The 25,252-nt window shown below is 36.2% G+C and carries 25 protein-coding genes and 1 pseudogene; 11 read left to right on the forward strand and 15 right to left on the reverse strand.

All coding sequences use genetic code 11. The features are described 5' to 3' along the window. Positions 1–47: 47 nt before the first annotated feature. The 12 genes from CRECT_RS09655 to CRECT_RS13260 all read right to left on the reverse strand — a co-directional run bounded on the left by CRECT_RS09655 (position 48) and on the right by CRECT_RS13260 (position 9,894). Positions 48–1,235, reverse strand: coding sequence for a DUF4857 domain-containing protein (locus CRECT_RS09655; RefSeq protein ID WP_004318570.1), 1,188 nt, complete (start codon positions 1,233–1,235; stop codon positions 48–50). Then, complete coding sequence (locus CRECT_RS09660) at positions 1,232–1,912, reverse strand: hypothetical protein (protein ID WP_171992719.1); 681 nt, start codon at positions 1,910–1,912, stop codon at positions 1,232–1,234. Before CRECT_RS09660 ends, CRECT_RS09655 begins: the two co-directional genes overlap by 4 nt. Next, positions 1,912–2,754 (reverse strand): ATP-binding cassette domain-containing protein, encoded by an 843-nt coding sequence (locus tag CRECT_RS09665; protein WP_004318294.1) that lies wholly within the window; start codon positions 2,752–2,754, stop codon positions 1,912–1,914. Before CRECT_RS09665 ends, CRECT_RS09660 begins: the two co-directional genes overlap by 1 nt. A gap of 9 nt (positions 2,755–2,763) precedes the next feature. Further along, positions 2,764–3,621, reverse strand: a complete 858-nt coding sequence (locus CRECT_RS09670) for an energy transducer TonB (protein WP_004318468.1) — start codon at positions 3,619–3,621, stop codon at positions 2,764–2,766. Beyond that, entirely contained in the window at positions 3,618–4,001 is a 384-nt protein-coding gene (locus CRECT_RS09675; protein ID WP_004318263.1) for an ExbD/TolR family protein, read from the reverse strand. The genes CRECT_RS09670 and CRECT_RS09675 overlap by 4 nt, the downstream gene beginning before the upstream one ends. Next, positions 4,001–4,429 (reverse strand): TonB-system energizer ExbB, encoded by a 429-nt coding sequence (gene exbB / locus CRECT_RS09680; RefSeq protein WP_039887853.1) that lies wholly within the window; start codon positions 4,427–4,429, stop codon positions 4,001–4,003. Before exbB ends, CRECT_RS09675 begins: the two co-directional genes overlap by 1 nt. Before the next feature lie 5 nt (positions 4,430–4,434). Further along, on the reverse strand, positions 4,435–7,005 hold the full coding sequence (locus CRECT_RS09685) for a TonB-dependent receptor plug domain-containing protein (protein ID WP_004318540.1): 2,571 nt from the start codon (positions 7,003–7,005) through the stop codon (positions 4,435–4,437). A 25-nt stretch (positions 7,006–7,030) separates the two neighbouring features. Beyond that, complete coding sequence (locus tag CRECT_RS09690; protein WP_004318272.1) at positions 7,031–7,192, reverse strand: hypothetical protein; 162 nt, start codon at positions 7,190–7,192, stop codon at positions 7,031–7,033. 25 nt (positions 7,193–7,217) lie between these two features. Then, the gene (locus CRECT_RS09695) at positions 7,218–7,379 is read right to left on the reverse strand and encodes a hypothetical protein (RefSeq protein ID WP_004318272.1); all 162 of its coding nucleotides are present in this window, start codon (positions 7,377–7,379) and stop codon (positions 7,218–7,220) included. 234 nt (positions 7,380–7,613) lie between these two features. Continuing rightward, positions 7,614–9,218: a PepSY-associated TM helix domain-containing protein gene (locus CRECT_RS09700; protein WP_004318438.1), complete on the reverse strand. Its 1,605-nt coding sequence runs from the start codon at positions 9,216–9,218 to the stop codon at positions 7,614–7,616. Continuing rightward, complete coding sequence (locus CRECT_RS09705; RefSeq protein ID WP_004318261.1) at positions 9,215–9,463, reverse strand: hypothetical protein; 249 nt, start codon at positions 9,461–9,463, stop codon at positions 9,215–9,217. Before CRECT_RS09705 ends, CRECT_RS09700 begins: the two co-directional genes overlap by 4 nt. A 215-nt stretch (positions 9,464–9,678) precedes the next feature. Beyond that, on the reverse strand, positions 9,679–9,894 hold the full coding sequence (locus CRECT_RS13260; protein WP_171992720.1) for a ChuX/HutX family heme-like substrate-binding protein: 216 nt from the start codon (positions 9,892–9,894) through the stop codon (positions 9,679–9,681). Positions 9,895–10,323: 429 nt separating this feature from the next. On the opposite strand from CRECT_RS13260, the gene CRECT_RS09715 reads away from it, so the two are divergent. From CRECT_RS09715 to CRECT_RS09745, 7 genes are all read left to right on the forward strand, one after another. Continuing rightward, complete coding sequence (locus CRECT_RS09715) at positions 10,324–10,530, forward strand: hypothetical protein (protein ID WP_039887799.1); 207 nt, start codon at positions 10,324–10,326, stop codon at positions 10,528–10,530. A 389-nt stretch (positions 10,531–10,919) separates the two neighbouring features. Next, on the forward strand, positions 10,920–12,623 hold the full coding sequence (locus CRECT_RS09720; protein ID WP_004318549.1) for a dynamin family protein: 1,704 nt from the start codon (positions 10,920–10,922) through the stop codon (positions 12,621–12,623). Between the two features lie 2 nt (positions 12,624–12,625). After that, a complete protein-coding gene (locus tag CRECT_RS09725; protein WP_004318448.1) occupies positions 12,626–14,863 on the forward strand; it encodes a dynamin family protein in 2,238 nt (745 codons plus the stop codon). Further along, entirely contained in the window at positions 14,847–16,484 is a 1,638-nt protein-coding gene (locus tag CRECT_RS09730) for a dynamin family protein (protein WP_004318378.1), read from the forward strand. Before CRECT_RS09725 ends, CRECT_RS09730 begins: the two co-directional genes overlap by 17 nt. Then, positions 16,481–17,548 (forward strand): hypothetical protein, encoded by a 1,068-nt coding sequence (locus CRECT_RS09735; protein ID WP_004318592.1) that lies wholly within the window; start codon positions 16,481–16,483, stop codon positions 17,546–17,548. Before CRECT_RS09730 ends, CRECT_RS09735 begins: the two co-directional genes overlap by 4 nt. A gap of 96 nt (positions 17,549–17,644) precedes the next feature. Continuing rightward, the gene (locus CRECT_RS09740; protein WP_004318371.1) at positions 17,645–17,866 is read left to right on the forward strand and encodes a hypothetical protein; all 222 of its coding nucleotides are present in this window, start codon (positions 17,645–17,647) and stop codon (positions 17,864–17,866) included. Between the two features lie 47 nt (positions 17,867–17,913). Continuing rightward, on the forward strand, positions 17,914–19,074 hold the full coding sequence (locus CRECT_RS09745) for an HP0729 family protein (RefSeq protein WP_004318623.1): 1,161 nt from the start codon (positions 17,914–17,916) through the stop codon (positions 19,072–19,074). On the opposite strand, the gene CRECT_RS09750 is transcribed toward CRECT_RS09745, so the two are convergent. Together CRECT_RS09750 and CRECT_RS09755 are read right to left on the reverse strand one after the other, a co-directional pair. Continuing rightward, the gene (locus tag CRECT_RS09750; RefSeq protein WP_004318497.1) at positions 19,062–19,748 is read right to left on the reverse strand and encodes a hypothetical protein; all 687 of its coding nucleotides are present in this window, start codon (positions 19,746–19,748) and stop codon (positions 19,062–19,064) included. The two genes, CRECT_RS09745 and CRECT_RS09750, sit on opposite strands and share 13 nt — an antisense overlap. 151 nt (positions 19,749–19,899) lie before the next feature. Further along, positions 19,900–20,379 carry a hypothetical protein gene (locus CRECT_RS09755; RefSeq protein ID WP_004318289.1) on the reverse strand — a complete coding sequence of 160 codons (480 nt, stop codon included), beginning with the start codon at positions 20,377–20,379 and terminating at the stop codon, positions 19,900–19,902. 112 nt (positions 20,380–20,491) lie between these two features. On the opposite strand from CRECT_RS09755, the gene CRECT_RS09760 reads away from it, so the two are divergent. Together CRECT_RS09760 and CRECT_RS09765 are read left to right on the forward strand one after the other, a co-directional pair. After that, positions 20,492–21,358, forward strand: coding sequence for a helix-turn-helix transcriptional regulator (locus tag CRECT_RS09760; protein WP_004318529.1), 867 nt, complete (start codon positions 20,492–20,494; stop codon positions 21,356–21,358). Between the two features lie 391 nt (positions 21,359–21,749). Continuing rightward, a complete protein-coding gene (locus CRECT_RS09765) occupies positions 21,750–22,199 on the forward strand; it encodes a GTPase (RefSeq protein WP_171992721.1) in 450 nt (149 codons plus the stop codon). Here the strand turns inward: CRECT_RS09765 and CRECT_RS09770 are convergent. Further along, positions 22,151–22,824: pseudogene (locus tag CRECT_RS09770) on the reverse strand (IS1595 family transposase). The gene CRECT_RS09765 and the pseudogene CRECT_RS09770 overlap by 49 nt on opposite strands. A gap of 176 nt (positions 22,825–23,000) precedes the next feature. Between CRECT_RS09770 and CRECT_RS09775 the strand changes: the two are divergent. Further along, positions 23,001–23,648 (forward strand): DUF697 domain-containing protein, encoded by a 648-nt coding sequence (locus CRECT_RS09775; RefSeq protein WP_002944996.1) that lies wholly within the window; start codon positions 23,001–23,003, stop codon positions 23,646–23,648. Positions 23,649–23,651: 3 nt separating this feature from the next. Next, positions 23,652–25,226, forward strand: a complete 1,575-nt coding sequence (locus tag CRECT_RS09780; protein WP_002944941.1) for a GTPase — start codon at positions 23,652–23,654, stop codon at positions 25,224–25,226. The last annotated feature ends 26 nt before the right edge of the window (positions 25,227–25,252 follow it).

The following is a 25,252-nucleotide window of genomic DNA, read 5'->3' on the forward strand; positions in this document are numbered from 1 at the left end:
AGAAAAACTCTTTTGAAGGTTTTTAACTTATCTTTGGCCTTTAATATCTAAGCTAAAAATGCCGCTATAAACCCGTAAATTCCTGTTAGCAATACGACAAAGGACCTTAAAAGAGCTCTGTCTTTTCTAAAACGAAACGCTATAAATATAAAACAAATTATATTGACAAAAAAGGCCTTGGAGCTAAACTCGAAAAAGCCGAATTTATAGGCATATCCATCCTCTTTTTTTATCTCGAAAGCAAACAACATACTTTTAATGCTCTCATATTGTCCGTAAGAATCAAAAACATATTCGAATTTATCGGTTACTCTATAATTATCATCAAGCTTGAAAGCTTTTACGCCTGCATCATTTTCTATGGTTACGACTTTGCTTAAAGGTGTTATAGCCAGCTGAAATTTTGAACTTTGGGGCCGATAGTCATCGCTTACAAGGTCAATAAGCCTGTAATTATCATAACTTATTAGCTTAACCCCGTCTTTATCGACAAGAGCTCCGTAAAACTCTTTACGTTCATTTTCCGTTATCAGCATAAACGACACGGAGTCGTTTTTTATACCGGTAGGCGCCGCAATAGCTTTAGATTCAACCATTTTTAGATGATAAATTTCATCTTTATCGTCTATTAAAAAAACGCCTTCATCAAAAGGTTTTTTGGTATTTGGATTTGAATATACCTGCTTAAAAGGGAATTTAAACCCTGCGCCGCTAAGAGCTTGGTTAAATTTTATACTCATATTTTGATCCAATTTAAGAGTATCAAAATTTATAAACTCAAGTCCGTTTTTTGCGTTTCTTATTCCAAATTCATTAAATTTTAGCTTTAAATATTTTGGTCGCGATTCAAATACGGTAAAAAGCGGAATTTGCTTTTGGTTAAACATATCCGGTTTAATATTTAAATTTTGAGAATTAGCTCTTATCTTTTCGGCATTCGCCCACTCTTTAAATCGATTTGGAAATATGTTTTTAGAAAGAAGATATGAGTAAAATTTAAAAGGCAAATTTTCCATAAATTCATCAAGACTTATGCCGTTATCAAGACCTATCTTAAAAAACGGCTCTTTTTTAACCTCGTCATATCCTTGCAGTAAAAATTTATCAAGCGTCTCGGAATAATAAACTCTCACGCTCTTTTTCCCCTCATTAAAGACGCTATCTGCTATAAGGGGCAAAAAAATCGCGATCAAAAGAGTAATAATGATAAAATTTATATCTTTTAAAATTCTCATCTTATATACCCTTTTTTATAGTTATCAAATGCTATCGCAGTAGAGTTTGCGGCATAAATTCCTGCCAAGATTATATAAAACAAGCCAAAATCATTTGCATAAAAGCTTAAAAGAGCGTATATATCGGGATTTATCTCATAATACAAATAAATACATGCCGCCATAACTATGAAATTTACCGCAACTCTTTTTTTAACGGGTTCTATTATAAGCCCGGCACAAAACAGATAAAGCACAAGCCCGAAAGCAAAATTTTGCAGTAAAGAACAATTTAAAACGCCGATGATCTCGCCTGCATAAACATTTGAAACTATTAGATTAAAGATTAAAATTTCGACGATATATAAAGCAACCACAAAACAAAATCCGATAAACACTATGTAAAATATATTAACCCATGTGCTTCGCGGAAAATGAAGCGAAAGCCTAAGTCTTGCGTTTATCCTCTCTCTTAAAAAGACAAAAACGGCTATAGATACGGCAAATACGAGGTTAAGATCAGTGATATGATAAAAGCTAAAACCTTTTTGAAATAAAAAAATTAAATTCGTCTCAACTCCGCCCATTTGGCTTAAAATCGCTCTTAGCTTAACTCCGAAATAAATTAAAAAAGCGCAGATCAAAAGCGCAAAAAGCAGATAAATTTCTTTAAATTTATAAAATTCCTTCCTTATCATCAATATCTCCCCGTAAGACCCAAAAAAGCATCTTCAAAGCTTAAATTTATCTCTTTTGAACAAGGAATTTCATCTTTGAAAAATCCAAAAATTTGCTTTTGATTACTAAGCTCAAGCACGCTTTGTATCTCTTTAATACCCTTTATATCGACATCTTTATTTAGGCTAAACCCTTTAAACGTGGTCATAAACTCATCAAAGCCGATTTGAAGCGGTTTATGATTTTTCCTCATAATAATTAATTCGTTTAAAAGCCCGTCCAAATCATTTACGATATGCGTTGTCATCAAAACGCTTTTATCGCCCTTTTTGATAAAATCTTTTAAATACTCCACAAAAAGTCTTCTGTATCCCGTATCAAGCCCTAAAGAGTAATCATCCAAGATAAGCAGATCGGGATCGCTGGCAAAAATAAGCCCGAGCACGACTTGAGATCTTTGTCCGCAAGATAGAGTTGAAATTTTTTGCTTTTCATCCACTTCAAGCTTTTTAAAAAGATCATAAAAACGCTCTTTTTTAAATCTTACCCTATACTCTTGCTCATAAAGTTTATACAGATCTATAATTTTTAAATAGTCATAAGTAACGTGTCCCTCGTATAAAAGCCCGATTCTAGCTCTGGTTTTAGCGCTTAGTTTGTCGCTCTCTTCGCCGTATATCAAACATCTGCCCGAAGTGGGCTTTAAATTTCCCATAAGTATATTTATGGTAGTTGATTTGCCTACTCCGTTTTTACCGAGAAGTCCTACTACGCAACCTTGCTCTACGCTAAAGTTTAAATTTTCATAAATTTTCTTTTTGCCGAAATACTGAGTTAAATTTTGACACTCGATAACCTTCATTGCTCCCCTTTAAAAGTTGTTGATATCAAACGATATCGGCACGGTTATAACTAGATTATGAGACTCTTTCGGAAGAGATCTTGCGGCTGAATTTACTATTTTTATAGCATGCATATCAAGAATTCTATATCCGCTAGACTCCGTTACTTTGATATATTCGAACTTTTTCTCGTCGATTTGCCTAAATTCCAACACTACTCTGCCTTCTATCTTTCTTTCAAGAGCCCTTTTAGGATATGTCATATGTTTTTTAAGAGCGGCATAAATTTCACCGCTTAAATTCGATCCGCCGACTTGTTCGTTTATCGCGCTTCCGCTGCTTTTGCTACCTCCGATAGCATTTACGTCGTTATCGGCTTGCATATTTGAGCCGGCACTGGATTTTGCAAAAGATTTTTCGGTAGTTTCATCTGCGGTTTTTTCAGGTTTCGCGCAATTTTCGCAGATATGCTTCTTTTCTACTATTTTTTCGGGCTTAACAGGCTTCTTTTTTTCCGGTTTTTTTATCTTTTCTTTGGGCTTTGGTTTTATGTCTTGCTTAAATTGCTCCTCATCTACCTTCTGCTCGATAATTTCCTCAAGTTTATCTTCAAAAACAACCTCTTCATATACCTCTTCAACAGGAGGTCTTAGATCTTCGGTGGTATTTGAAATTTCTTGGGATTTGGCCGCAGCCTCGCTGTCGGTATTTATATCGGAAATTTGAGCAAAACTTATACCAAAGGCTAATCTTTCGCCTTTATCCTTTGAGATATTTGTATTATCGTCGTTGCCGAATATTGTATAAACGACAAACCCTATAGCCAAAGCATGTATGCAAGATGAGATCAAAAAAGCAAATACTAAATTCAGCCCTTTTCGCTTCACCGCTTAACCTCTGTCATAATTAAAAAATTTGAAAGACCAAGCTCTTTTAAAATTTGCAAGATATCTACAAATTTTCCAAATTCGGCTTTTTCGTCGCCTTTAAACAGTATAAATTTATCTTTCGGAAATTCACTTAATCGCTCTTTAAGAGTATCCAAATGAAGCACCTCATCATCCAAAGCTATCTCTCCATCGACTTTTAGTAAAATTTCGGCCCTCTCTTTTGGAAATTCCTTTTCGCCTTGGCTTGCTTTTGGAAGTTGAACTTCAACTTTGCCGTATTCTATAAAGCTTGCCGCACAAAGTACTATCGTTAAAAGCACAAGCATAACGTCAATGAGCGGAACAACGTTTAGTTTAAAATCTTCCTTGACATCCATTATTTTATGCCGTTTAAACTCTTAAATTCATTTATTTTTTTTTGCGCCGATCTTAAAGCAAAACTATGTATGGCAAGGCTTGGAATAGCTACGCAAAGCCCAAGGGCTGTCGCTTTTAAAGCGATGGAAAGTCCTGTCATGATAGTCGATGTCTCGAAATTTCCGCTTTGTCCCATATCGTAAAATGTTATGATGATACCTATAACAGTTCCAAGAAGCCCCACATAAGGCGCATTTGAACCGATAACTCCTATACAAGTCAAATTTCTTGTTACATCTGTTTCAAGTTCGTTTAAGTCTTTATAATACTCCTGCTTAAAGCGAGCGAAAAATATCGCTCGCTCAAGTCCGAGACCAAGAGCTATAAAGCTCATAGCTCCCAAGACGGAAAATATGATATAGTCTATATATTGAGTTAAAAAACTCATCATCTCTACCACTTGTAGCCGACCTCAAACCAAAATTGTCTGCCTGTTTGGTAAGTTTGCACATTAGCAAACTCTTTTGAAGATAGTATAAATTTATTTTCTTCGCCGACTGCATTTTTTCTATTTAAAACATTTAAGATGTCTATATTTGCAAATAGTTTAGACTGCCTAGGCATATTCCACTCAAAACCGAAAGCGGTATCCCAACTAAACGCATTACGTAGTTTTTTGGTTTCATAAACATCTATTTTTTCGCCTTTGTAGGTCTCTTTGCCTACATGATTAATATATTCATGTCCGTCTTTAAGAGTAAATGTATTGCCCCATTTCATATTAATTTGAGGAAAGTACGACACGGTAAATAAATTTAAAGTCCAGTTTGTGTTAAAATCGGTTGCCGGCTTATCCGTAAATTTTATATATTTACCGTCCAGTTTTATCGTTCTATCAAAATCTTCAGAACTCACGTCATCATTATAAGTTGCGGCATTCGTCTTTTTGTTTTGATAGTTAAATCCTAGTTGAAATGTATGCTTTGTTCCTTGTATTTCGTAAGCATTGATATTTGAAAGCGTTAAAGTATATACATCGGTTTTACTTCTTCCGTTATTTGCATAAACTTTAACGTCAGTCTTATATTTGCTTCCGTCGGGCGTCACGCCTTCTTTAGAAGCTCTACTTAAAGTCACTTGGTCTTTAGCATTTCTTTTTACATATTTTAAAGCCAAATAAAAATTTGAAAATTTTTGATTAAAACCAAGAGCCAATTCGTCATTATAAGGAATTTTTAGCTCCCTAAATAAATAATCGCTCTTTTGATTTCTACTATTCCATGCCGTATCTTCTATCCATTGGCTATATTTTGTTTTGTCTTTTCTGATCCATCTTGACTGAAGTTTATTTTTACCGTCTTTTAAAGCATAAGCAAAAGCACTCCTTCCGTAATATCTATTTAATCCTAGGGTCACATTTGAAGAATCATCTCCAAAGATATCATATTTTGAACTAAACCTTGGAGCCAAAGTATCTTTGTTCATATAATCATCGGAATCAAATCTAAGTCCGGGTCTGAGTGACAAATTTCCTATTTTCATCTCATCTTCAAGCCAAAGAGAGAATTGATTTACTTTTGCGTCTATCTTTCCTTTGTTGTATTTACTCCAAATAGTTTGGTAGTGATTTTTACCGCCAACGCCCGCATCCATAGAGCACCATGGATCATTTGGCGCACATTTCTCGCCCGGTTTTAAAAGCTTAGTAGCAGTCACCGCATAAAATCCGTTTGGAATTTCAAAAGAACCTTTAGAGTGCTTAAACTCAAAACCCGCTCCGAAATTATGCTCTATATTTACAAATTCAATAGGCGCAAAATCTAAGGCCGCGTTATAAGAAAATGTCTCTTGTTCTTGGATAAAATCCCCAAAACCGCCTTCATAGCTATTGGTTTTACCCCAAGGACGTTTCTTGCTAGGCATCCATTGTATCCAGTATTCTTTCTCGGCATCTCTTGAGCTTTCAAGCTTTGAATACCCTAATACCTGCTCAAAATTTAACCAATCAAAATCATAATTAACATCTACTGCAGCATAAAATCCTCCTGATTTCATAATCTGTTTGCTATCTTTTGTCGTAGCATTGAAATATGTTCCGCTACTTGGCGCATACATAATAACAGGAGTAATGCTTAAGCGATCGGTAGGAAGCCATTTTGCTTTCAAGAAAAAATTCTCGTTTTTGCGTTTTTGAACTCTTTCTTTTTCGTAAGAGTCTTTTTTATCGCTAACGAATCTTGAATCATAACCGACAAGAGGTATCTTTGATCTTGATTGAGAATAATTAAATATAAGTCCGAAATCATCGGTCAGATATCCTGAAAGCTCTAAAATTTGCTTCCATTTTGTAAATTTTGGTTGATTTGTATGCTCATACGAATTTTCAAATCCTTCCTTATCGGCCTTATCTATATAAAATTTCGTAACCTTATCGCTTGTATGAGAAGTGCTTATCTTGCCGTGAAAACCTTTTTGCGGATCTTTTGTCTTAGTGTCTATAACACCGCCTTCAAATCCGCCGTATTTAGCGCTAACAGAGCTATCATGGACCGTAATGCTTTCGATAAGACCGGTATCTATATTTATGCCTTGAGAAACAGATCCCAAATCAGGCAAAATTTTACCGGGAATATTTGTTTGATCTTGTATTCTTTGGGCAGGATTTAGGTCATTGTTGATATTAAACCCATCTATCATAAAGTTGTTTTGATAAAATTTAGCTCCGTTTATACTTATATCCTGAGGATCAATCTCTCCCGAATTTTTAGACGTAATTTGAGAATTACTAAACTGAACACTCGGATTTACTTTAAGTATATCCGTAAGACCTCTATTTACGGAAGGCAAAGACTCTATAGTATCTCTTGACACTTTCGACTCGCCTAGATACTTACCCTGTTTTTGTATAGTATCTCCGCCTGACAAATTTGCAGTGACATTTAAGTCTGCAAGCTGAACATCTTTTGCGTAGCCAACCATAGACATAGCCGCAATCGAACTCATTATAAGCATTTGCTTTTTCAAGGTTTCTCCTTTTGTTAAGATATTTTTAATTTTTTTTAAAATTTATTACAAAACTAAATAGTATTTGCGAAATGCCCGTCGCAAAGAAAAAAGCAGTGACATTTAAGTCTGCAAGCTGAACATCTTTTGCGTAGCCAACCATAGACATAGCCGCAATCGAACTCATTATAAGCATTTGCTTTTTCAAGGTTTCTCCTTTTGTTAAGATATTTTTAATTTTTTTTAAAATTTATTACAAAACTAAATAGTATTTGCGAAATGCCCGTCGCAAAGAAAAAAGCAGTGACATTTAAGTCTGCAAGCTGAACATCTTTTGCGTAGCCAACCATAGACATAGCCGCAATCGAACTCATTATAAGCATTTGCTTTTTCAAGGTTTCTCCTTTTGTTAAGATATTTTTAATTTTTTTTAAAATTTATTACAAAACTAAATAGTATTTGCGAAATGCCCGTCGCAAAGAAAAAATATGTAAAATCTAAAAATTTATTATCGTTCATAATCATCAGCAAAACAAAGCAAATCAGGCAAAAAATCAAGCCGAAATAAAATCTCTTATCAAGCCCTGCAAGAGCGATAAAAAATACGCTTAAAATTCCAAGCAAGATACTCACGCCCTCTCCTTTATAAATTTAAAGCTAAACCACGCAAAGGCAAGGCAAACAAAAAGACAGGCAAGCGAAATCTTGAAAATCTCAAAATTTACAAATGAGCCGTTTGCTATAGAGATCACAAAAACAACGGCAAAAACGCCGCAAGTCATCACGGAACTTAAGGCATATGCGTATCTTTTTACAAAAACCGCGCCAACAATAGCGATAAGAGCAAAAGCCGCAAAAAAGGCATAAACCTCATACTCGTATCTGGTTTTATTCTCGTAAGGTATTAGCTGATTTGCAAGCAGATAAACCCCAAGAGCGGTAAATAATCCTATAAAAAACGCATTGTTAAGTACTTTTATTGTATATATTGCGAATTTAGAGTGTTGCTTGCGACTCCACAAATAAGCTCCCGAAGCGCACATAACAAGCCCGAGGCAACCAAATACAAAAAAGATAAATCTAACAAGCTCTCCGCCAAAACCGCCGATATGAAAAATTCTCATAAACAGCATTATAAGATTTGCCCTAGGAACCTCTCTTTCAAAAATTTCTTCGATTTTTTCGTTACTTACAGCGTCAAAAACCTTAGCTTCAAAACTCAGTCCATTATCGGTAAACGGCTTATTAGGCGCAAAATTTAGCTGTATATAAGCTGCACTTTGCACACTTCTTTGGATAACTATGCTTTCGAAATTTTCGTTTGAGTGTTTATCTATGATACTTTTAACCTGATCGGTAGTAGGCATAAATTTGGCGGTTTTTGCTATCGTGCTAGGCATAAATTCTATACTTTTGTCAAGCCGTTCTCTCATTTCGGCTAAATTTTTAGAGCCCTCTTCGTCTTTTTGGGCGGTTAAATTTTGCTCGGTCATCGCCTTTGCAAGCGCTTTTTGCCTTTTGCGCTCCTCGTTTTTTGCCTTGGCTTTAGCGGTAAAATTCTCTTGCATACTTGCTCTGTTTTGAGCAGTAGCTTCAAAATATATCCCTTTTAGCATAAACCTCTCAACCAGATAAAGACCCGAAACGCTAAGCATTAAAAATATCACAAACCCGCTAACGCTGGCTAAGATATGAGAATCCATCCAAAAGGATTTTTTTCTAAATTTGAAAAAATCTTTTAAAATTCTCTTGTGTATCAAAATGCCCGACAGTAAAACAAAAAGCATAACTACGGTTATATAGCCGATTATTTCGCGTGCGGTCGCTCTATTTATAAACCACAAATCATAATGAAGAGCACTTAAAAACCCTCCTCCGTAAGTACTTCTGCCCATTATGACCTCAGCCGTATCGGGGTCAATCTTTACGACTTTACGGTTTCTTCTATGCTCTCTTACTCTAACGTCATCATGCCAAGATACGGTTACATAAGGAGCGAATTCGCTTGGCGGCGTTATCCTCCAGATATCGGAATTTGGATGATATTTTTTGAGATATTTAAGCGAAGTATCCAGATATTCGCTATTTTTGTAGTTTAATTTATAGTATTCAGGCTGCATAAATAAAGTTATGTCGTCTCTGTAATAAGCCAAGGTTCCGCTAAAAAATATAAAAAATATCACCCAAGTAGAGGCAAGTCCGAAATATCTATGAAAGAGCCGAAGCATAGTCATATCCCGACCGCCAAGGCGGTAAATAAAACCGTTAATACAAGAATAAATTTAAGTCTTATCGTATAGCAGGATAAAAACCAAACGGTAAAAATGCCCATAAATAAAAAATTTGCGACTACGAGCTTTTCATTTTGAACGATATCTAGAAAATTTGGAATTTTGATACTTAAATAATAAGATATGATAAATCCAAACAGTATGCATATAACGCTTCTAATTACAAATTCTTTTGCTCTTGAGGACAAAATGCATCCTTGATCATCAAAATTAATTCTAAATTATAATTTAATAGTAATAAAAATCAACTTAATGTAATTATGATATTTGCTACTATTTCGTGGAAAAACGGCGATTAAAAGTTAAGATTTTAAATTACTTTAAAATATTCAAAATCAAAAGCTTGAGATAAATTTGACTTGAATATTTAAGACAACAATTTGATCGTTATGCGTAAAACACTTCAATTTAGCTTTTGGGCTTGCAAAAGTTTTTTGTTTTCATCTGTTGGAATATAAATTTTAAAGATATTTTCACCATTTTTGTCATAAAACCGCACTGATTTTGATAGCATTCCTATGAAAGTTTGAGTTACAAAAAATATCTTATCTATATCACTTGCCTTTAGATATCCGCTTAAACCGGAGTTTTGTACCGAAATTATAATACCCTTTAGCACAACTTTCTGAAGGAATTACGGTCTTAAATTCTATTATAAAACGGAGTATTTTTACAAAAAGAACCTCGCCCTAGCCTTCTACATTAGGTATAGCTTCATCGGATTTGGCACCTTCGACACTCTTGCAAAATTCTCAAGGCGAATACTGTTATAAGATATGAGCGCAGCGTTAGAGAAGCCAAGCACGCTTCTAAGTCGGATATCTTAGGGGTAATAGCCAAAAGCATTAGATACTCAATGCTTGGCGAATATAACGATAACAGCCACAATAATGAGCCAACAGAGATAAAAGATAAGATAAAAAGCAAGATAGTGGGGATGGGATGAAGATGTAACCAAGGAAGCTTTTTATTATCGCTTGTCAATATGACACAACCTGTCATTAGCTTATGTTAAATTTACGTCGTAATTTAAATCAAAGGAGAAAAAGTGCTAAAGTACATAATTGGAGGCGTGGCGTTAGTGGCCATTGGATATGGGTTAAAGACTTATGCCGACGAATACGGAATATTTGACGAGATAAGCGACAAGAGTGGTGCAAATAAGCCTGCGTTAGACGAAAGCGACGAGAACAAAGAGAGTGAGGATAGCGAAAATAAAGGCAAATATCCGGTCGTATATGCCGCCGATATCTAAGCCTCTCAAAGCAAGCAAAGGCTAAATTTAAGCCGAGCTTGCTTTGTTTAAATTTGATGCAATGCCAAGCAAGACAAATCGCAACAGCATCAAAAAGATTAGAGAAAATATCAAGTAATACAAACATAAAATTGTCACAAAAATTGTATTTATAGTTTTAAATGATATAAAAGCTTGGATTAATATTTTTAAATTATAATTAACAAAATAAATTTTTCCGTAATGCTAAAGAAAGAAGGTAAAATGCAGGTAAAATTAGAAAAACCGATGGGGGGGGGGGTAGCTCTAAGGGCAAATATTTTTCGTCAAATTTTACTACCTTTTTTAGCACATTCTTCATCAAATTTAATCACTTCAAAAATCAATAAATTTCACCACAAGGAACACATATGCAAATTTTAAAGCAAACGTATATCAAATACTTGCAAGACGTGTCGGCGATACTAAGCCCTTTAAAATTCGACGTAAAAAAACAGGAAGAGTTGATAGACTCTTTGCGGGCAACAGAGCTTATCGTACCCGTTGTAGGTGGCTTTAGCGCAGGCAAAAGTACGCTGATAAACTCATTTTTAGGCTCAGGCGTGCTGCCTACAAACATCACTCCCGAAACCGCGCTCGCTACCGAGCTGAGATACGGCGAAGAAAGCTATTTTGAGGCGGTAAAAGAAAACGGCGATAGTGATAGATACGATCTTGCTCAAACAGACGAGATCAAAGAAAGGGCTGCCGAATATAAATTTTTACGCCTTTATCTAAATAACGAAAATCTAAAGGCTATCGAGCCTTTAGTGCTGGTCGATATGCCGGGCTTTGACTCGCCTATACAGTTACATAATCAAGCCATTTTGAGCTACCTTAGCAAAGGTAAATACTTCATCGTACTAATTAGCGTCGAGGACGGCAATATCACAAGCAGCGTACTAAGAGAGCTACAAAACATCAACGAATTCGGCAAAGGTTTTTCGTTTTGTGTGAGCAAGGCGAATTTAAGAGCGCCAAGCGACGTAGATTTGATAAAAAATAGGATAGAAGAGCAACTGAAAGACTATCTTGATTATCAAAAAGACGTAACAGTCATTGGGCTTGACAGCGGAGGCGAGCTAAAAAATATCCTTGAAAAAATCGACTCGAAAGAGCTTTTTAAAAATATGTTTGAGAGCGAGCTAAAGCAAAGCTCTTTTGAGGCGCAAAGCGCTATCGACACCACCAAATCAGCTCTAAAAAGCTCTAAAGAAGAGGCACAAAACGCTATAAACGAACTAAAGCGAGGCATAGAAAATCTAAAAGCCAAAAAGCAAGCCGCGCTTAATGAAATACAAAGCAGATACTCGGACGGTAGCGTAAATTCCGTTATTGCAGCGGTTGCTAACGATATAAATATGAACATCGACACTCTAGCAAGCCTTGCCGCCGTAAATCAACAAGGTTTTGCCGCTGAGCTAAACGGCATCATAAAAACCTCGCTAGTGCGCGAGATAAAAAATAAAATGAGCGATATCGGCTCGCAGCTAGTAGATAACTTTAGCCTTGAGATGAGAAGCTTAAATTTGACCGATTTCAAGATAGACGATGTATGGATAGAAAAAATCTCGCAAACAACAAAAGAGTTTTTGCAAAAAGCCCAAAGTGGACTTATAGATTTTAGCAAAAAGCTAAAAAGCGGCGAAAATGCAGGCAGACTATATAAAGCCATAACCACCATCATAGGCCTTACTACGACGGTTATAAATCCGCTTTTAGAGGTCGTTATCGTATTTTTGCCTGAGATCATCTTGTTTTTCACCCAAGGATATGCCGAAAATAAAAAACGCGAGCAAGCAAGAGAACAGATAATAAACAGCGTCATTCCGTCGGTAAAAACAAAGCTTAGAAGCGAGATGCCGTCCTTGTTAAACGAGCAAATAAGCGCGATGATAGAAGCCGTAAGCGATAAATTTGAAGAGCAGCTCCGTCAAAAAGAGGCTGAAATATCAAAAGCCGTAAAGGAAAAAGGCGACGACGTACAGGATATCGAGGCTCAAATTTTGGCTCTTGAAAACGCAAAAGAAGAGATAAAGACGCTAACGACTAAAATTTTATATGCAAAGGACTAATAATGAACATAGTTAAATTTACTAAAGAGCTTGAAGCCATCATAGCTAAATACGACCTTGGTAATGAAGTTTCACTTTTAAAACAGGATAATTCTATCTCAAAAAGTTCGGAATTAGAAGCCGAGATAGAAGGTATGCAAAAAGATGGCAGAACGCTAAAGCTAGGCATCATCGGACGCGTAAAATCAGGCAAAAGCTCACTCATAAACGCACTTATTTTTGACGGAGAGGACGTGTTGCCAAAGGCTGCTACTCCGATGACTGCTGCGCTTACGGTTTTAAAATACGGGCAAAATTTAGAGGCCGAGGTTGATTTTTTCAGCGAAGAGGACTTGCGGGACATCAAAGAGGACGCGGCTAGATTTCAAAAAAGAAAAAGCGAGATGGCCGAGGCCAAATTTAACGAGCTGATAGAGAGTGAAAAAGGAAAGCAAAAGCTAATTAAAAAACTAGACGAAGCCAAAGAGGCCGAGCTACGAAAAAGAGCGATGAATTTCGCCGAACAAGAGATGCGAAATGATGCGGCTTTAAGCGCAGCCGCCGAACAATACGAGCGTATCAAACATTCTGGAGTAAATTCGGCAAATTTAGATGAGTTTAAAAATATCTCCGCTGCTAGTATGGACGAGCTAAATCGCAAGCTTTATGATTTTGTCGGCGCTGACGGTAAATATATGCCATTTACCAAATCCGTAACGCTAAAACTAGATCAGGAAAGCCTAAAAGATATAGAGATAATCGACACTCCTGGTGTAAACGACCCGGTCGTATCAAGAGAAGAGCGCACTAAGCAGCTTTTAAAAACTTGCGATGTGGTGTTGGTAGTTTCGCCTTCCGGCCAGTTTTTGAGCTCGGAGGATACGAATTTACTCGACCGCGTCACTAAAAAAGACGGAATCAGAGAAGTATATCTAGTGGCATCTCAGGTAGACAACCAACTCTTTGGTAGCGAAAAAGAAAAAGGCGGCGGTTTGTTGCCTAAAGTGCTTGAAAATATAAAAGAAACTTTAAGCACTCAGCAGTCAAAGGTTTTGGGGGAGACGAAGGCGCAAAGTCCTGAAGTAGGCGATAGTCTAGATGAGCTTATAAACAGTAAGGTGCTCCTAAGCTCGGCAGCAGCATTTTATATGATGAAAAACTATAACACACAAGCCAAGTGGGATGCGAACTCAAAGCACGTTTGGGGGAATTTAAATCACTTTTACCGAGATTATTTTGATGACAAGCAGTCAGCTTTGGCAAATTTAAATTTGTTGTCTGGCATCAAGGCGATCGAGCAAATAGTCTCAAAAGTAAAAGAGAAAAAAGAGGAAATTTTACAAAAAAGAAGCGCGGAGTTTATCTCGGTCAAATCTAAAAATATACTCAACTATCAACAAGCGATAGAGCAGCAAATTCAAGAAAAAATACAAACAATTGAAAACTCCGATATAAATGAGATAAAGCGCCAAAGAGAGGAGATGTTAAAAATCAAATCAAAAGCCGTAGAGGCTGTAAATACGGCATACGAAGACTCCCTTGAAGGTTTTGAGTTAAATATCAAAGATAGGCTTTTTGCCAAAGTCGAAAGTTACTTTAAAAAGCTAACCGACGATATAGCTAGTAGCGAAGCTACAGAGGAATATAGTTACAAAGTCAAAGATAATGGATTTACAAATTTATGGGGACTTTTTGGCGATAGATACAAAACAAAATACGGCACTAGAACCACCGTCAAAGCCGGTTACGTCAAAAACTCTCTCGATCAAGTTATATCTGAGGTAGAAAATTTAACCGAGATAGAGTATAGACAAAATATAATGGAGTGGAAGAAGAGCCTGTATAAGTCGCTGATATCATCGGCTAGAAGCGTAGTAGATGACGATATATTAGATCCCGTTATCATCTCACGCACCATAAGAGGGACTTTAAATTCTGTACAAAACCCAGACATCAACTATACCGGATCATTTCCTAGAGAACTACAAAAAAGCGGAACTCTAAAAGGCTACGAAGCCGAGGAATTTTTAAATGCGGCCAGCGAATTTGCAAGAAATTTAAAAAGCAGAGTAAAAAACGACGTAAAATCCAGCGTCAATGCACTGATCGACTCGTTTAAATCCCAAGACGTGGCAAATATTATTTTCGTAAAATATGATGAAGAAATAAACTCTCTAGTTAGCGATATAAACAATAAAGAACAAGCTTTGGATAGATATAAATTTATACTAAAGGATATAAAAAATGCAAATGCGAACTAATATAAAAGATATGAGAGATAATATAGATGCCTTAAATGGATTATTTCATTTTTTAAGAAACAAAAAGCATATAAAAAAGCATGTTTATGAAAATTTAGACGCTATAGATGATTTTGTCAAAAATGCTGAAATTTTGATCACCAAAAAAGAAGAGCAGGATAAAATTTTAACCGATCTTAGTCTTAGACATGAGTTAGTTTCGGAACTTCTTGCTGCCAAAGTTCAAAACAAAGGCGTAATGATGTTTCATGAGACGTTAAACGGCGACTATATGGAGTTTGCTAACGCTGATGATACGCTAGCAAACGAAGCTGAGATATTTTTGCAGATGCAAAATATAGAAAAAGAGCTTGGTATCATAGCCGCTTGTCCTGAGCTATATCAAAAAAATATCATAGCCGTGGGCGGCGGATTTAGTGCTGGCAAGTCTGAATTTATCAGTAGCTTTATGGGCTCGGGTGTGAAGTTGCCTATCTCTATAGAGCCTACTACCGCCATACCGGCATACGTCATGAATGCGCCAAAGGAGTATCTGCTGGGCTACTCTAAAAACGGCGGTGCGATTGATTTGCGTAAGATAGATAAAAATTTTCACGCTAGGCTAAATCACGATTTTATGAAAGGATTTAAATTTAACTTAAAAGAAATTCTGCCATTTATCGTGCTAGGTACGAAGCTAAAATTTAAAAATATCTGCTTTATAGATACCCCGGGCTATAACCCGTCAGGAAATATAGCAAACTATGGTGCCGACATAGATACGGCAAAAGAGTTTTTGGAAGAAGCGGGAGTGTTTTTATGGCTCGTGGGGCTTGACAGCACAGGTACGATGCCAAGCGGCGACTTGGAGTTTTTAAGCAGCTTGGATCTAGACAACAAGAAGCTATACGTCTTGATAAACAAAGCCGACCTAAGAGCGCCTAGCGACCTAGAGGCCATTACTGAAACCGTAAGGCAAAATCTAGATAACTACAGTATAAATTACGAAGGCATACAGACCTTTAGCTCTGTTAGAACCCTTGAAAATCCTTGCATAGTCGGTAAAAGCTTAGAGGAATTTTTGACCGAATGCGATACGCCCAGCCAAAAGCACGTAGAGATTTTTAATAAGCTAAAAAATATATACCAAGCATATAAAGGCGCGATAGAAGGCAGCATAAAAGAGAAAAAATCTATTCAAAAGACGCTGCAATCAGTTAGTATAGATATGCTAGAAGATGGCCTTGACGATATGGGTAGCAAGGCCTACACTAAACTTGGCGAGTTAAAAAGCACCTTTGGCACGAAGAAAGAAGAGGAAAATCTGAAACTACTAAAAGCTGCAATGGATAAATTCAAAGAGGCGGTTAAAGCGGTATTCGGACTCGAGGATGTTCCAATTGATTTTGATAAAGTCGAAAAAATAGTGGATTTTAAAAAGATAGATAGTGAAAATGTCAACGATAATATTAAAAATTTTTTTGAGAACTTGTATATTTCTATGAGTAATCCAAAGCGAGGGAGAATGGAAAATATGATTAACGATGTTTCCAATGGTTTTGATCCTGAAGATTTGGAGTGTAAAGAAAACCAAAATTCGCAACATGACCGAAGTATAGTCACGGCAAAGGATATAATGTGAACTTAATTAGAGAAGAAGTGTATGAGGTTTTTATATCAAGAATATATAAAAATAGAGATATTAGATTGCCAGAGGTGTTTGAATGTGACAAAATTCTTGGTGAGAATCATCATAAGAGTAAAAATATGCTTGTAATGGAATTATTGAATATAGTAAAAAGGAGCAATAAAGAAAGTAATGAAGAGTATATAGCTAAAATTTGGTGTTTATTGGCTGGTTATGGATATCTTAATATTGATGACCAATTTTTTATAAGTGAATATGAGGAATCTAAACAAAATCAAGAAAAAATGAGAAGCCGAGTAGTTGCCGACCTTATTAAAATAAAAAACAAAATAGATACTGGAAATGGGGAATATGAAGCCTTCGTAAATAATTTTTGCAATATGTTTGCTGATTTTGAAAGGTATTTAAAAGAAACATATGAAAATGATATAAATAAAAAATACAATGATTTTGTAAGTATTTTGGAAAAGGTATCGGGCAAGATTCCCATTAGGAAAATAGCTATGCAAGGAAAACTTAATAGATTGGATTATGTAAGATATCTTTTTAAACTTCTTGGTTTTAATTTTTTTTCCAGAGATATTCGTGTAAATTTCTTTTACAAACGCAACTCTTTGCACAGTTTTATAAAAGATGTAAAAATTAATGGAAATGAGTGTAATATAGAGCCATTTTTTGAAATACGCGACATGGCCAAAGATCTAGATGATGTAACATATTGTATTTTTTATGAAAAATTTTGGGATAGCTATAGAGGCTGGGAGGATACCCATAAAACATACGATAGTATATTTGAAATAACTTTTGGAAATTTTGGTAAATTTGTCTCGCGTTTATTATCTGGCGTAAGTCAGTCTATAGAAAATATAATAAATTTAGTTACTAGACAAAATAGAAGAACCAATAATACAACTTCTGATAGAACTATACTAATTATTAATAGGCCAGACAATGGAGCAAAACCAAAAAGAGAGATAAATGGATATTGGAAAATAATACCCTGCATAATTGGCATCGCATATTTTATTTTTTTTGTGGTACGTAAAATATTCTTTTGACCTAACCTGTCGCACCTCTTTACTATAATTTTATAATCTTAACGGCAAAGAGGCGCGATAAATTTATATCTCTTAAAAATTCTATAAGGATGAAATATGGCAATACAACCAAAACCGTTTAAAATCTACTGCCCAAAATGCGGTTTTGAAAAGAGTGTTCAGTTTAAAAGCGACTGTTTAGGTGCAGGCGACTTTAAGCAAATACCGCAAATTTGTCCAAAATGCGGCAACGAAGATCTAGAGCGCAAAACCACATCCGCAAGTTCAGGTCTTGTCGATGCTATAACTGAGGTATTTAAAAAGGCTCTTAAGAGTTAAATTAGTATAATCATCCCACGGTTATATGCTAAATTTAAAGGCAAAGTATGCACAACATCCTCATCCTCTACAACCCCTACTACCAAAGCGATGTTATCGAGCAGCACCTTAAGATCTTGATTTCCAAAGGCAAAGTAGCCTTTGGTAAGATAAAAAGTAAGCGGCGAGATATGATAAACTCTCACGAAGCCGAGCTTGAGAAAATTTACGAGGACTTAAATTTAAGCAATCAAAGCCTAAAAGCCGAAAGTCCTAAAACGCCAAATCTGACTCCTCGGAGCCTTGACGGCGATAAATATCTGCAACTATTCCTGACCGATTATTCAAATTTGTTCGTAGCAAAAGTCGTCGCCGTAACTAGCGATGATATGAGCGAGATAGCGCCTGAGTATTATAAAGAAAAAAGACTCGATGTAGAAAAGTGGTTTATCATAAGCGATATCAGAGAGCTGGTTAGAAACGACTTTGAATGCGTTAGAGACGATTACTTGGCAAATTTTACCGTAAGCGGCCATACCTACGCAGTCTACGGCAACGCTTACGTCTATCCGCTAATCATAAAGATGAAGCAAGAGACGCTCTATTTCGAGGATGAGGACAAATTTTATCCCGATGTTTATAAAAGCGCCGAGTTTTTAGAGATAAAGCGAAATTTGATCCGATACTGTTTCGGGCGAAGCCTAATAAATCTAATGCACCCGGATAGCATAGAAAATATCATCTCCGCCGAGATAGAATACCTTGATAATATAGCTAACCCGCTTTATGACTTTAGCTCCGTCGTGGTCAAATACTCAAAAACTATGGAGCAAGAGATCTATGCTTTCGCTAAAGTTCTCATAGAGCGACTCGCAAAGATAAAGCCGTCTATATTAAAAATCCCATACGAAGTGCAGGGCACGAGCTTTACTGTAAGCGACATATTTGAAAACAAGCCAAATTTAGGTACTTATAAATTTCTTTTCAAAAATCGCCTGATCCAAGATGCGCTTGAGGGAAATTTGCTGCAAAACTACGTGGCTAGAACTCTGCCAAAAGTCATAACCGAGCTTCAAGATTTACGAAACGAAACCGTACACGCTAAAGCCCCCACCCATGCCGACGTAACTAAGCTAAGAGCAAAGATAGTAGGCGCGACTTGTGAGAGCGTACTAGCCAAAGTAGTCAAAGCTAGGGCTGAGGCGGGGAAGGCTAACTACATATTTTGAGATGTCGCTATGATAACGACCTTGGCTCCGCCCATGGCTTCATCGTATACGTATTCTATGCTTACGGTTGTTTCATAGCCAAAAGCCCTTGCCACAACGTCTAATATTTCTTGCATATCTTCTAAAGATATGCCGGGCGCAGCATCTGTTTTAATATATACAGATACCTCTTCGGCGTTAAAATAGCCATAAAGCGCTGCCGATTTTACGGCTTTTCTAGTAGCATTTAGCGCGGCTTTTTTGCCTTTTGCTTGTGCTTGCGCTACTGCTATGGTGCCTCGGCGGGCAATGAGCTGCTGGGTCTCGCGCGTCAAATTTTCGCTTTGATTATTTCCTTTGAGCGACGTCGCCACCAGCTCGCAAACTATCTTGCCTAGAGCGCAATCGAGCGTTTTTAAAACACGACGCAAGGAACTAAAATCAAATGAATTTTTGGGTTTTAGCCCTTCTATTCTTTTTTGCCTTTTTACCAGCCATTCGTTTATTTTGCCGTATTTGTTAAATTTAATATCGTCATCTGCGCCTAGCTCGGGATTATTTATCACGTTTTCAAAACTCTCAAACCTATCTTTGTAATACCCCAGCATTTCATCGGCGTCCTTGTGTGAAGTTGTATTATCGGCGATTTGTTTTAAAGTATCGCTTATTTTCGTAAAAGACCTACTCGTGTTCATTTTTCCTCCTTGACTTTATCGCAAAATTTAACTCCGTCTACCTCCCAATCATACTCCCCGGCAATAGTTGTCAAATTTTGCGCTGCAGCTTGCAGTTGTCTTAGCGCATCTTTCATCTTGCTTACCTTACTGCTTCCACCCATACCGGATTCTAGGTTTTGAGGCTTACGGCCGTTTGGAGCTGAGTTAGCGTCCAGTAAAATTTAATCAAAGCCGTATCTAGCTCTATCTGAGCTAGCGGACTTATGGCCGAATTTATAGCATTATTTTCCTGCTCGCCGTAGTCTTTGCCGATTTCTAAAAGTAGATCCGGCAAATAGTTTTCGTGAAATTTATTCTCCATCCCGGATAGCTTTTTTAGGATATTTTCGTCTATTTCGTTGTATTCATCTAGCCCCATAGCCGTTTTAGCGGCGTATCCGATAGTTTTTGCTACGCCTCCGAAGGGCCCGAAGGTATCTTTATAGTACATATCGTCTATTTCTCGCTCATCTGCGTCAATCGGTTTTTTAGTTAGCTTTATGCTTTGGGTTAAATTTAGTATTTGATCCGTTAGTTCGCTCATCTTAAAGCCTTTTGCTTTAGCTACCGCCTCGTTAGCCTTTTGGATAAAATCTACGTTTAAACTCATCTAATCTCCTTTGATTTAAATTACGATGTAAATTTAACATAAGAGAGTGACAGGTTGCGTCGCAAAGAAAAAATTAGCTAAAATACGTCAAATTTAAATAGGAAGGATTAAAATGCGCTCTCACGATAAAATCGGATTTAGGCTATCTCGTATCTTAACCAGACTAAATAGCGGCGCAAGGCTAGGCATAGACGAGCTTGTGGAGGAATTTAACGTAAATAAAAGAACGATTCTAAGAGATTTTGAGCGACTAAGTATCTTGCCTATCCAAAAAGAAAACGGCAAGTATTTTTTAGAAGAGTACGCTCTTGGCAAACTGGGCTTTAAGGACATAAAAGCCTTTGCCGCATTAATCGGCGCAAGGTCGCTGTTCCCCGAGCTAGACGATAGATTTATCAGCGACGTTTTAAACGAAAAGCTAAACAAAGCCTATCTAATCAAAAACCAAGGCTTTGAAAGTATCCAAATCTCAAGAGACGATTTTGAAGCCGTAAGCGCCGCAGTCATCAAAAACCGCACCTTGGAGTGTGAGTACAACGGTAAAGAGCGCAAACTAAACCCGTATAAACTGATAAACAATAGCGGTATATGGTATCTGCTAGCAGACGACGAAGGCAAACTAAAAAACTTCACGCTCTCTAAAATAAAACGCATAAAAATAAAGGGCGATACTTTCGCTGCAAACGCCGAGTTTTTAAAACGTATCGAAAAAAACGATACGAACTGGTTTTCGGATGCTAAATTTAAGGTTACGCTTGAAATCAAAAACGAAGCGATGGAGTATTTTAAGAGAAAAGAGTTTTTACCCAACTACGAAGTAGTGCAAGAGAATAAGGATAAGATCATAATAAGCACGATGATTTCATATGACGACGAGATACTACGGGTGGTAAAATACTGGCTACCGTTTATAAAGATAGTCGAGCCTTTAAATTTAAAGGATAAATTTGAAAATTTGCTTAGGGATTATCTGAAATGACATAGTAGGAAGTTTATAAAGCGCTCTACTCTGCCGTTTCCGTTGTAAAACTGATGCATTGGCCTCAAAACAATAGTGAATTGCAGCCGGTTTTATAATTTTGCTTATTGTATAAAATATTATGATTTGGCATGGTTTTATAGAGCCGTTAAATTCGCCAAGATTTCTTGAGGTTCTATTGAGCGCCTTGTATTTACGGACTTGAATGAATTTAGTCAAGAGGTGGCTATTACTTCATACGCTACCAGACCACAAGACGCCTACTCAGTATGCTATAACGAGAGATAAAAAGTGCCATATGTTGGAAACGGGTGTATTTATTATTCATAAGAATCATTTTTTGTTATAATGTCGATACTTATTTATAAAACCGATCAAAAAAGGAGAAAAAATGTCAGATTTTATTAAGGCTTTTGAAGAGGAATTTCAAAAACAAAGAGATAGTGTTAAAAAGCCAAATTTGGCAATTGTTGGTGGAACTGGAGTTGGAAAAAGTTCTCTTATAAATCGCACATTTGGTAAAAATGTGGCAAAGGTTGGTGTCGGGGTTCCTGTTACTAAGGGTATGAATAAGATAGAGGATCCAAGCGGAAATGTACCGATTGTATTTTATGATACTGAAGGATACGAGACGACAAGTGCCAATGAGCAAAATAACACAAATTTTGAGCAAAACATCATCCCTGAGTTTGAAAAACTTCAAAAAAAGAATCTAGATGAGCAGATACATATAGTTTGGTATTGCATATCTATAGCAAATCATAGAGCAACGCCTTACGATATAAAAAAGGCTCAATTAAACTTAAGCGGATTTTCTCTTATCAATTTTAACAGTTTCTGATATAAGTTTTCCTGTGTAGTTTTAGTATTATATCTAAATTCACACTCTTTAAGATGAAGTAAGAAATTCCCTTTCTTAATGCCTTTAAATTTAGCTAGTCTATGTTTAGCGTATCCCTAGAAATTCTCAATGCCATTTATATGGTTTTTCCCATTAGCGAATTCATTTTTGGAGTGTTTTACTCTGTAGTGTGCTTTGACTCCGTAATCAACCAAGCCATCATAGGCCTTCCAGCAATCTGAGTAAATAACGCTCTCATCTAATTCACTAAACTCCGATAATATAGGTATCAACTCGCTAGCAGAGCAGTTTTTAACTATTTGAGTATAAACTTTGCCGTCTCTTTTAAGCATACCGAATACCGGTGTTTTATTTGCTGCACTCTACCTCTTTTCCCCCTTACTCTCTTAGCTCCGAAGTAGCTTTCGTCTATTTCTATCTCACCGCTAAATTTACTTATCTTTTCACACTCTTTAGACATAAGAATTCTTATTTCCCTAAAGATTTTACATAGCGTTACTTCTGAAATTTTAGTTAAATTTGATATCTTTGATGCTTCTATATCTTCTGTAAAGTACTTGAGAATTTCTCTAAATTTCTTCTCTGAAATTCGGGAACGGACTATATATTTGTTTTTTAACTTCGCTACGCTCGTTACTTTTCAAGAACATAGTTCTCATCGTAACTTACTACTCCTTTGTGTGAGCTTAAGTTAAAGAGAGCCTAAAAAATATCAAGTATTTTAAAGATAACGGATATAAAATTGCAATAGTTTTTACAAAATGTGACGTTGATGAGGAATTGGAGGATGGTAGCGGTAAGGATGCAAGCAAATTTAAAGGCATCATCAAAGACAAAATCGGCCCAATGAATTTTTTTGAAACTACAAGTAATGAAAGTATGAAACTTGATATAGATGCTTTACTTGAGTGGTCCGTTAGTCAACTTGATGGTGAACACTTAAGGCAGGCTTTTATATCGGCTCAAATTTCTTCGATAGAGCTTAAAAAGCAAGAAGCATATAGGATAGTAAAAATAGCTGCCACAACTACTGCTGCGACAGCGGGACTAAATCCAATACCAATCTCAGATGCTCTTCTTATAGCGCCACAACAAATGACAATGTGCGTAAAGGTAACAAATATCTTTTGGTTAAATACGGGCAGTGCTTTAAATTTAGAAGAGCTTTTAAAAGCACAGTTGCTACAAATGGTAGGCAAAGCAGCAGCAGCTGGTCTTACAAAATTAATACCTGTTTTGGGGCAGCTCATAAACGCCACTGTTGCAGGAGGACTTACTTATGGATTTGGTGCTGCAATAACTGAGGCAAATGCTAAGGCCTTAGATGAGTTTTTAAAGACTGGCAAAATGCCTGTTTGGGCTGAAGTTTTTAACTCAAAATTTATATTTGATATTATGAACAAAGCAAAAGATCAATTCAAAGGATAAGCCATGAGTATTGCTTGTAATGTTTTAATCATAGGAAAAACCGGCACCGGCAAAAGCTCTTTTGCAAATTATCTTTTTGATGTGGACAAATTTACTACCGGTTCAGGGGAGCCAGTAACCAGTTGGGCTGAAAATTTTCAAGCATATCATTTTGAAAAAAAGGGAATAAAGATAAATGTCTATGATTCTGTAGGCTTAGAACCTGATAATCAAACAAAATGGATGGGTGAACTTGATAAATTTTTGGTTCAAAAGCAGAGCAAAAAGGACCCAAACGAAATCATACACTTGCTATTTTATATCATAAACGCTTCAAGTGCCAGAATAGAGCTTGGCGAGATAGATAAGATAAAAGAGATCAAAGAAAAATACGATATAGACGGAGTAGTAGTGCTTACTCACTGCGATGTCGCCGATAATGATACGCTATGTCAGCTTGAAAAAACTTGTGAGCAAAATAATCTTAAAAGTATTAAAATTTGCTCCATATCAAGGAAGACAAGAGCTGGAGTACAAAGTCAAAAGTGTGGTAAAGACGAGGCTGTCAAAATTTTACTTAGCTCATCGTATGATAAGGTTGGTAGAGAGCTTAGCATAGCTACCTATGATAGTGTTATAGGATATATGGAACAGACAAGAAAAAAACTAAAAGATAAAATTTCTTTGCTTGATTTTGGTCTATTTAAAAGCGATAAAGATAAATTTCAACATGAATTTGCGGCTGCTATCAAGCCTATACTTGAGGATATACAGAACGAGAAAATCATTCCGCAAAATTATATCTCATATAAACAATTTTTAGATGAGTTTAGCAATGAGTATAAAGGCGAGGATGTCTTTAGTGAAAATTTTAAAAAGCTAAAAGCAAAGGTAGAGGAATTTAAAAGCTATTTTGCGGTGAACAATTGTCTTCCGATATCGTTATTGTCTATAGTTTTAGGTAGTGGATTCTTAGCGATGGGATTTAATGTTTTTATTCCGCTTGGCATAAAAGCTATTCGTAATTCTATGCAATTAAATTTAATAGATTCGAAGATAGATATTTTTATAGATGAGTTACTTAAAGAAAAGTATGCAATTATGCAAGAGGATAAAAATTTAAGCAGCGATGATATCCGTAGGCTTGAAGTGCTAAAGGATTACACTCAAATTTTACTGAAATTTGAGGATATGCCATTTTTAAAATACAATATTAGTTCTATGCCATTTAATTTATTGACACTAGCCATATTATTAATACCATTTGATCAAGTCACAGAAAAGTTAGTTGTTTTATTTTCGTCGCTCGGCGATACGCCTTTTGAAAAGCTATGCAAAAGTATAGACGATGCCATTAGCAAAGATGATTTTAAAGAGATCTTTAGAGCCACCAAAGATGCTTGCAGATACATAAATCACAATAACTATCAAGAGTTTGAAAATCATAAAAAGGCAAAAGAAATTTTGCATAAAGGGATTAAAATTATACAAGAGAGATTTGATAAGGCAACAACAATAGCCGACAAAGCCAAAAACGGCAAAAAGATAAGCACTGATGAGATGGAGTATATGAAAAATATGCTAAATGATATAAGCTAAGCGACATAACCTGTCACCTTCTACTG

This window comes from Campylobacter rectus, from assembly GCF_004803795.1.
GTDB lineage: Bacteria > Campylobacterota > Campylobacteria > Campylobacterales > Campylobacteraceae > Campylobacter_A > Campylobacter_A rectus.

Coding starts and splice junctions, on each gene's coding strand:
- CRECT_RS09655 (WP_004318570.1), bottom strand. CDS start 1,235: ATGAGAATTTTAAAAGATATAAATTTTATCATTATTACTCTTTTGATC.
- CRECT_RS09660 (WP_171992719.1), bottom strand. CDS start 1,912: ATGATAAGGAAGGAATTTTATAAATTTAAAGAAATTTATCTGCTTTTT.
- CRECT_RS09665 (WP_004318294.1), bottom strand. CDS start 2,754: ATGAAGGTTATCGAGTGTCAAAATTTAACTCAGTATTTCGGCAAAAAG.
- CRECT_RS09675 (WP_004318263.1), bottom strand. CDS start 4,001: ATGGATGTCAAGGAAGATTTTAAACTAAACGTTGTTCCGCTCATTGAC.
- exbB (WP_039887853.1), bottom strand. CDS start 4,429: ATGAGTTTTTTAACTCAATATATAGACTATATCATATTTTCCGTCTTG.
- CRECT_RS09700 (WP_004318438.1), bottom strand. CDS start 9,218: ATGACTATGCTTCGGCTCTTTCATAGATATTTCGGACTTGCCTCTACT.
- CRECT_RS09720 (WP_004318549.1), top strand. CDS start 10,920: ATGCAAATTTTAAAGCAAACGTATATCAAATACTTGCAAGACGTGTCG.
- CRECT_RS09725 (WP_004318448.1), top strand. CDS start 12,626: ATGAACATAGTTAAATTTACTAAAGAGCTTGAAGCCATCATAGCTAAA.
- CRECT_RS09730 (WP_004318378.1), top strand. CDS start 14,847: ATGCAAATGCGAACTAATATAAAAGATATGAGAGATAATATAGATGCC.
- CRECT_RS09740 (WP_004318371.1), top strand. CDS start 17,645: ATGGCAATACAACCAAAACCGTTTAAAATCTACTGCCCAAAATGCGGT.
- CRECT_RS09745 (WP_004318623.1), top strand. CDS start 17,914: ATGCACAACATCCTCATCCTCTACAACCCCTACTACCAAAGCGATGTT.
- CRECT_RS09750 (WP_004318497.1), bottom strand. CDS start 19,748: ATGAACACGAGTAGGTCTTTTACGAAAATAAGCGATACTTTAAAACAA.
- CRECT_RS09755 (WP_004318289.1), bottom strand. CDS start 20,379: ATGAGTTTAAACGTAGATTTTATCCAAAAGGCTAACGAGGCGGTAGCT.
- CRECT_RS09760 (WP_004318529.1), top strand. CDS start 20,492: ATGCGCTCTCACGATAAAATCGGATTTAGGCTATCTCGTATCTTAACC.
- CRECT_RS09765 (WP_171992721.1), top strand. CDS start 21,750: ATGTCAGATTTTATTAAGGCTTTTGAAGAGGAATTTCAAAAACAAAGA.
- CRECT_RS09780 (WP_002944941.1), top strand. CDS start 23,652: ATGAGTATTGCTTGTAATGTTTTAATCATAGGAAAAACCGGCACCGGC.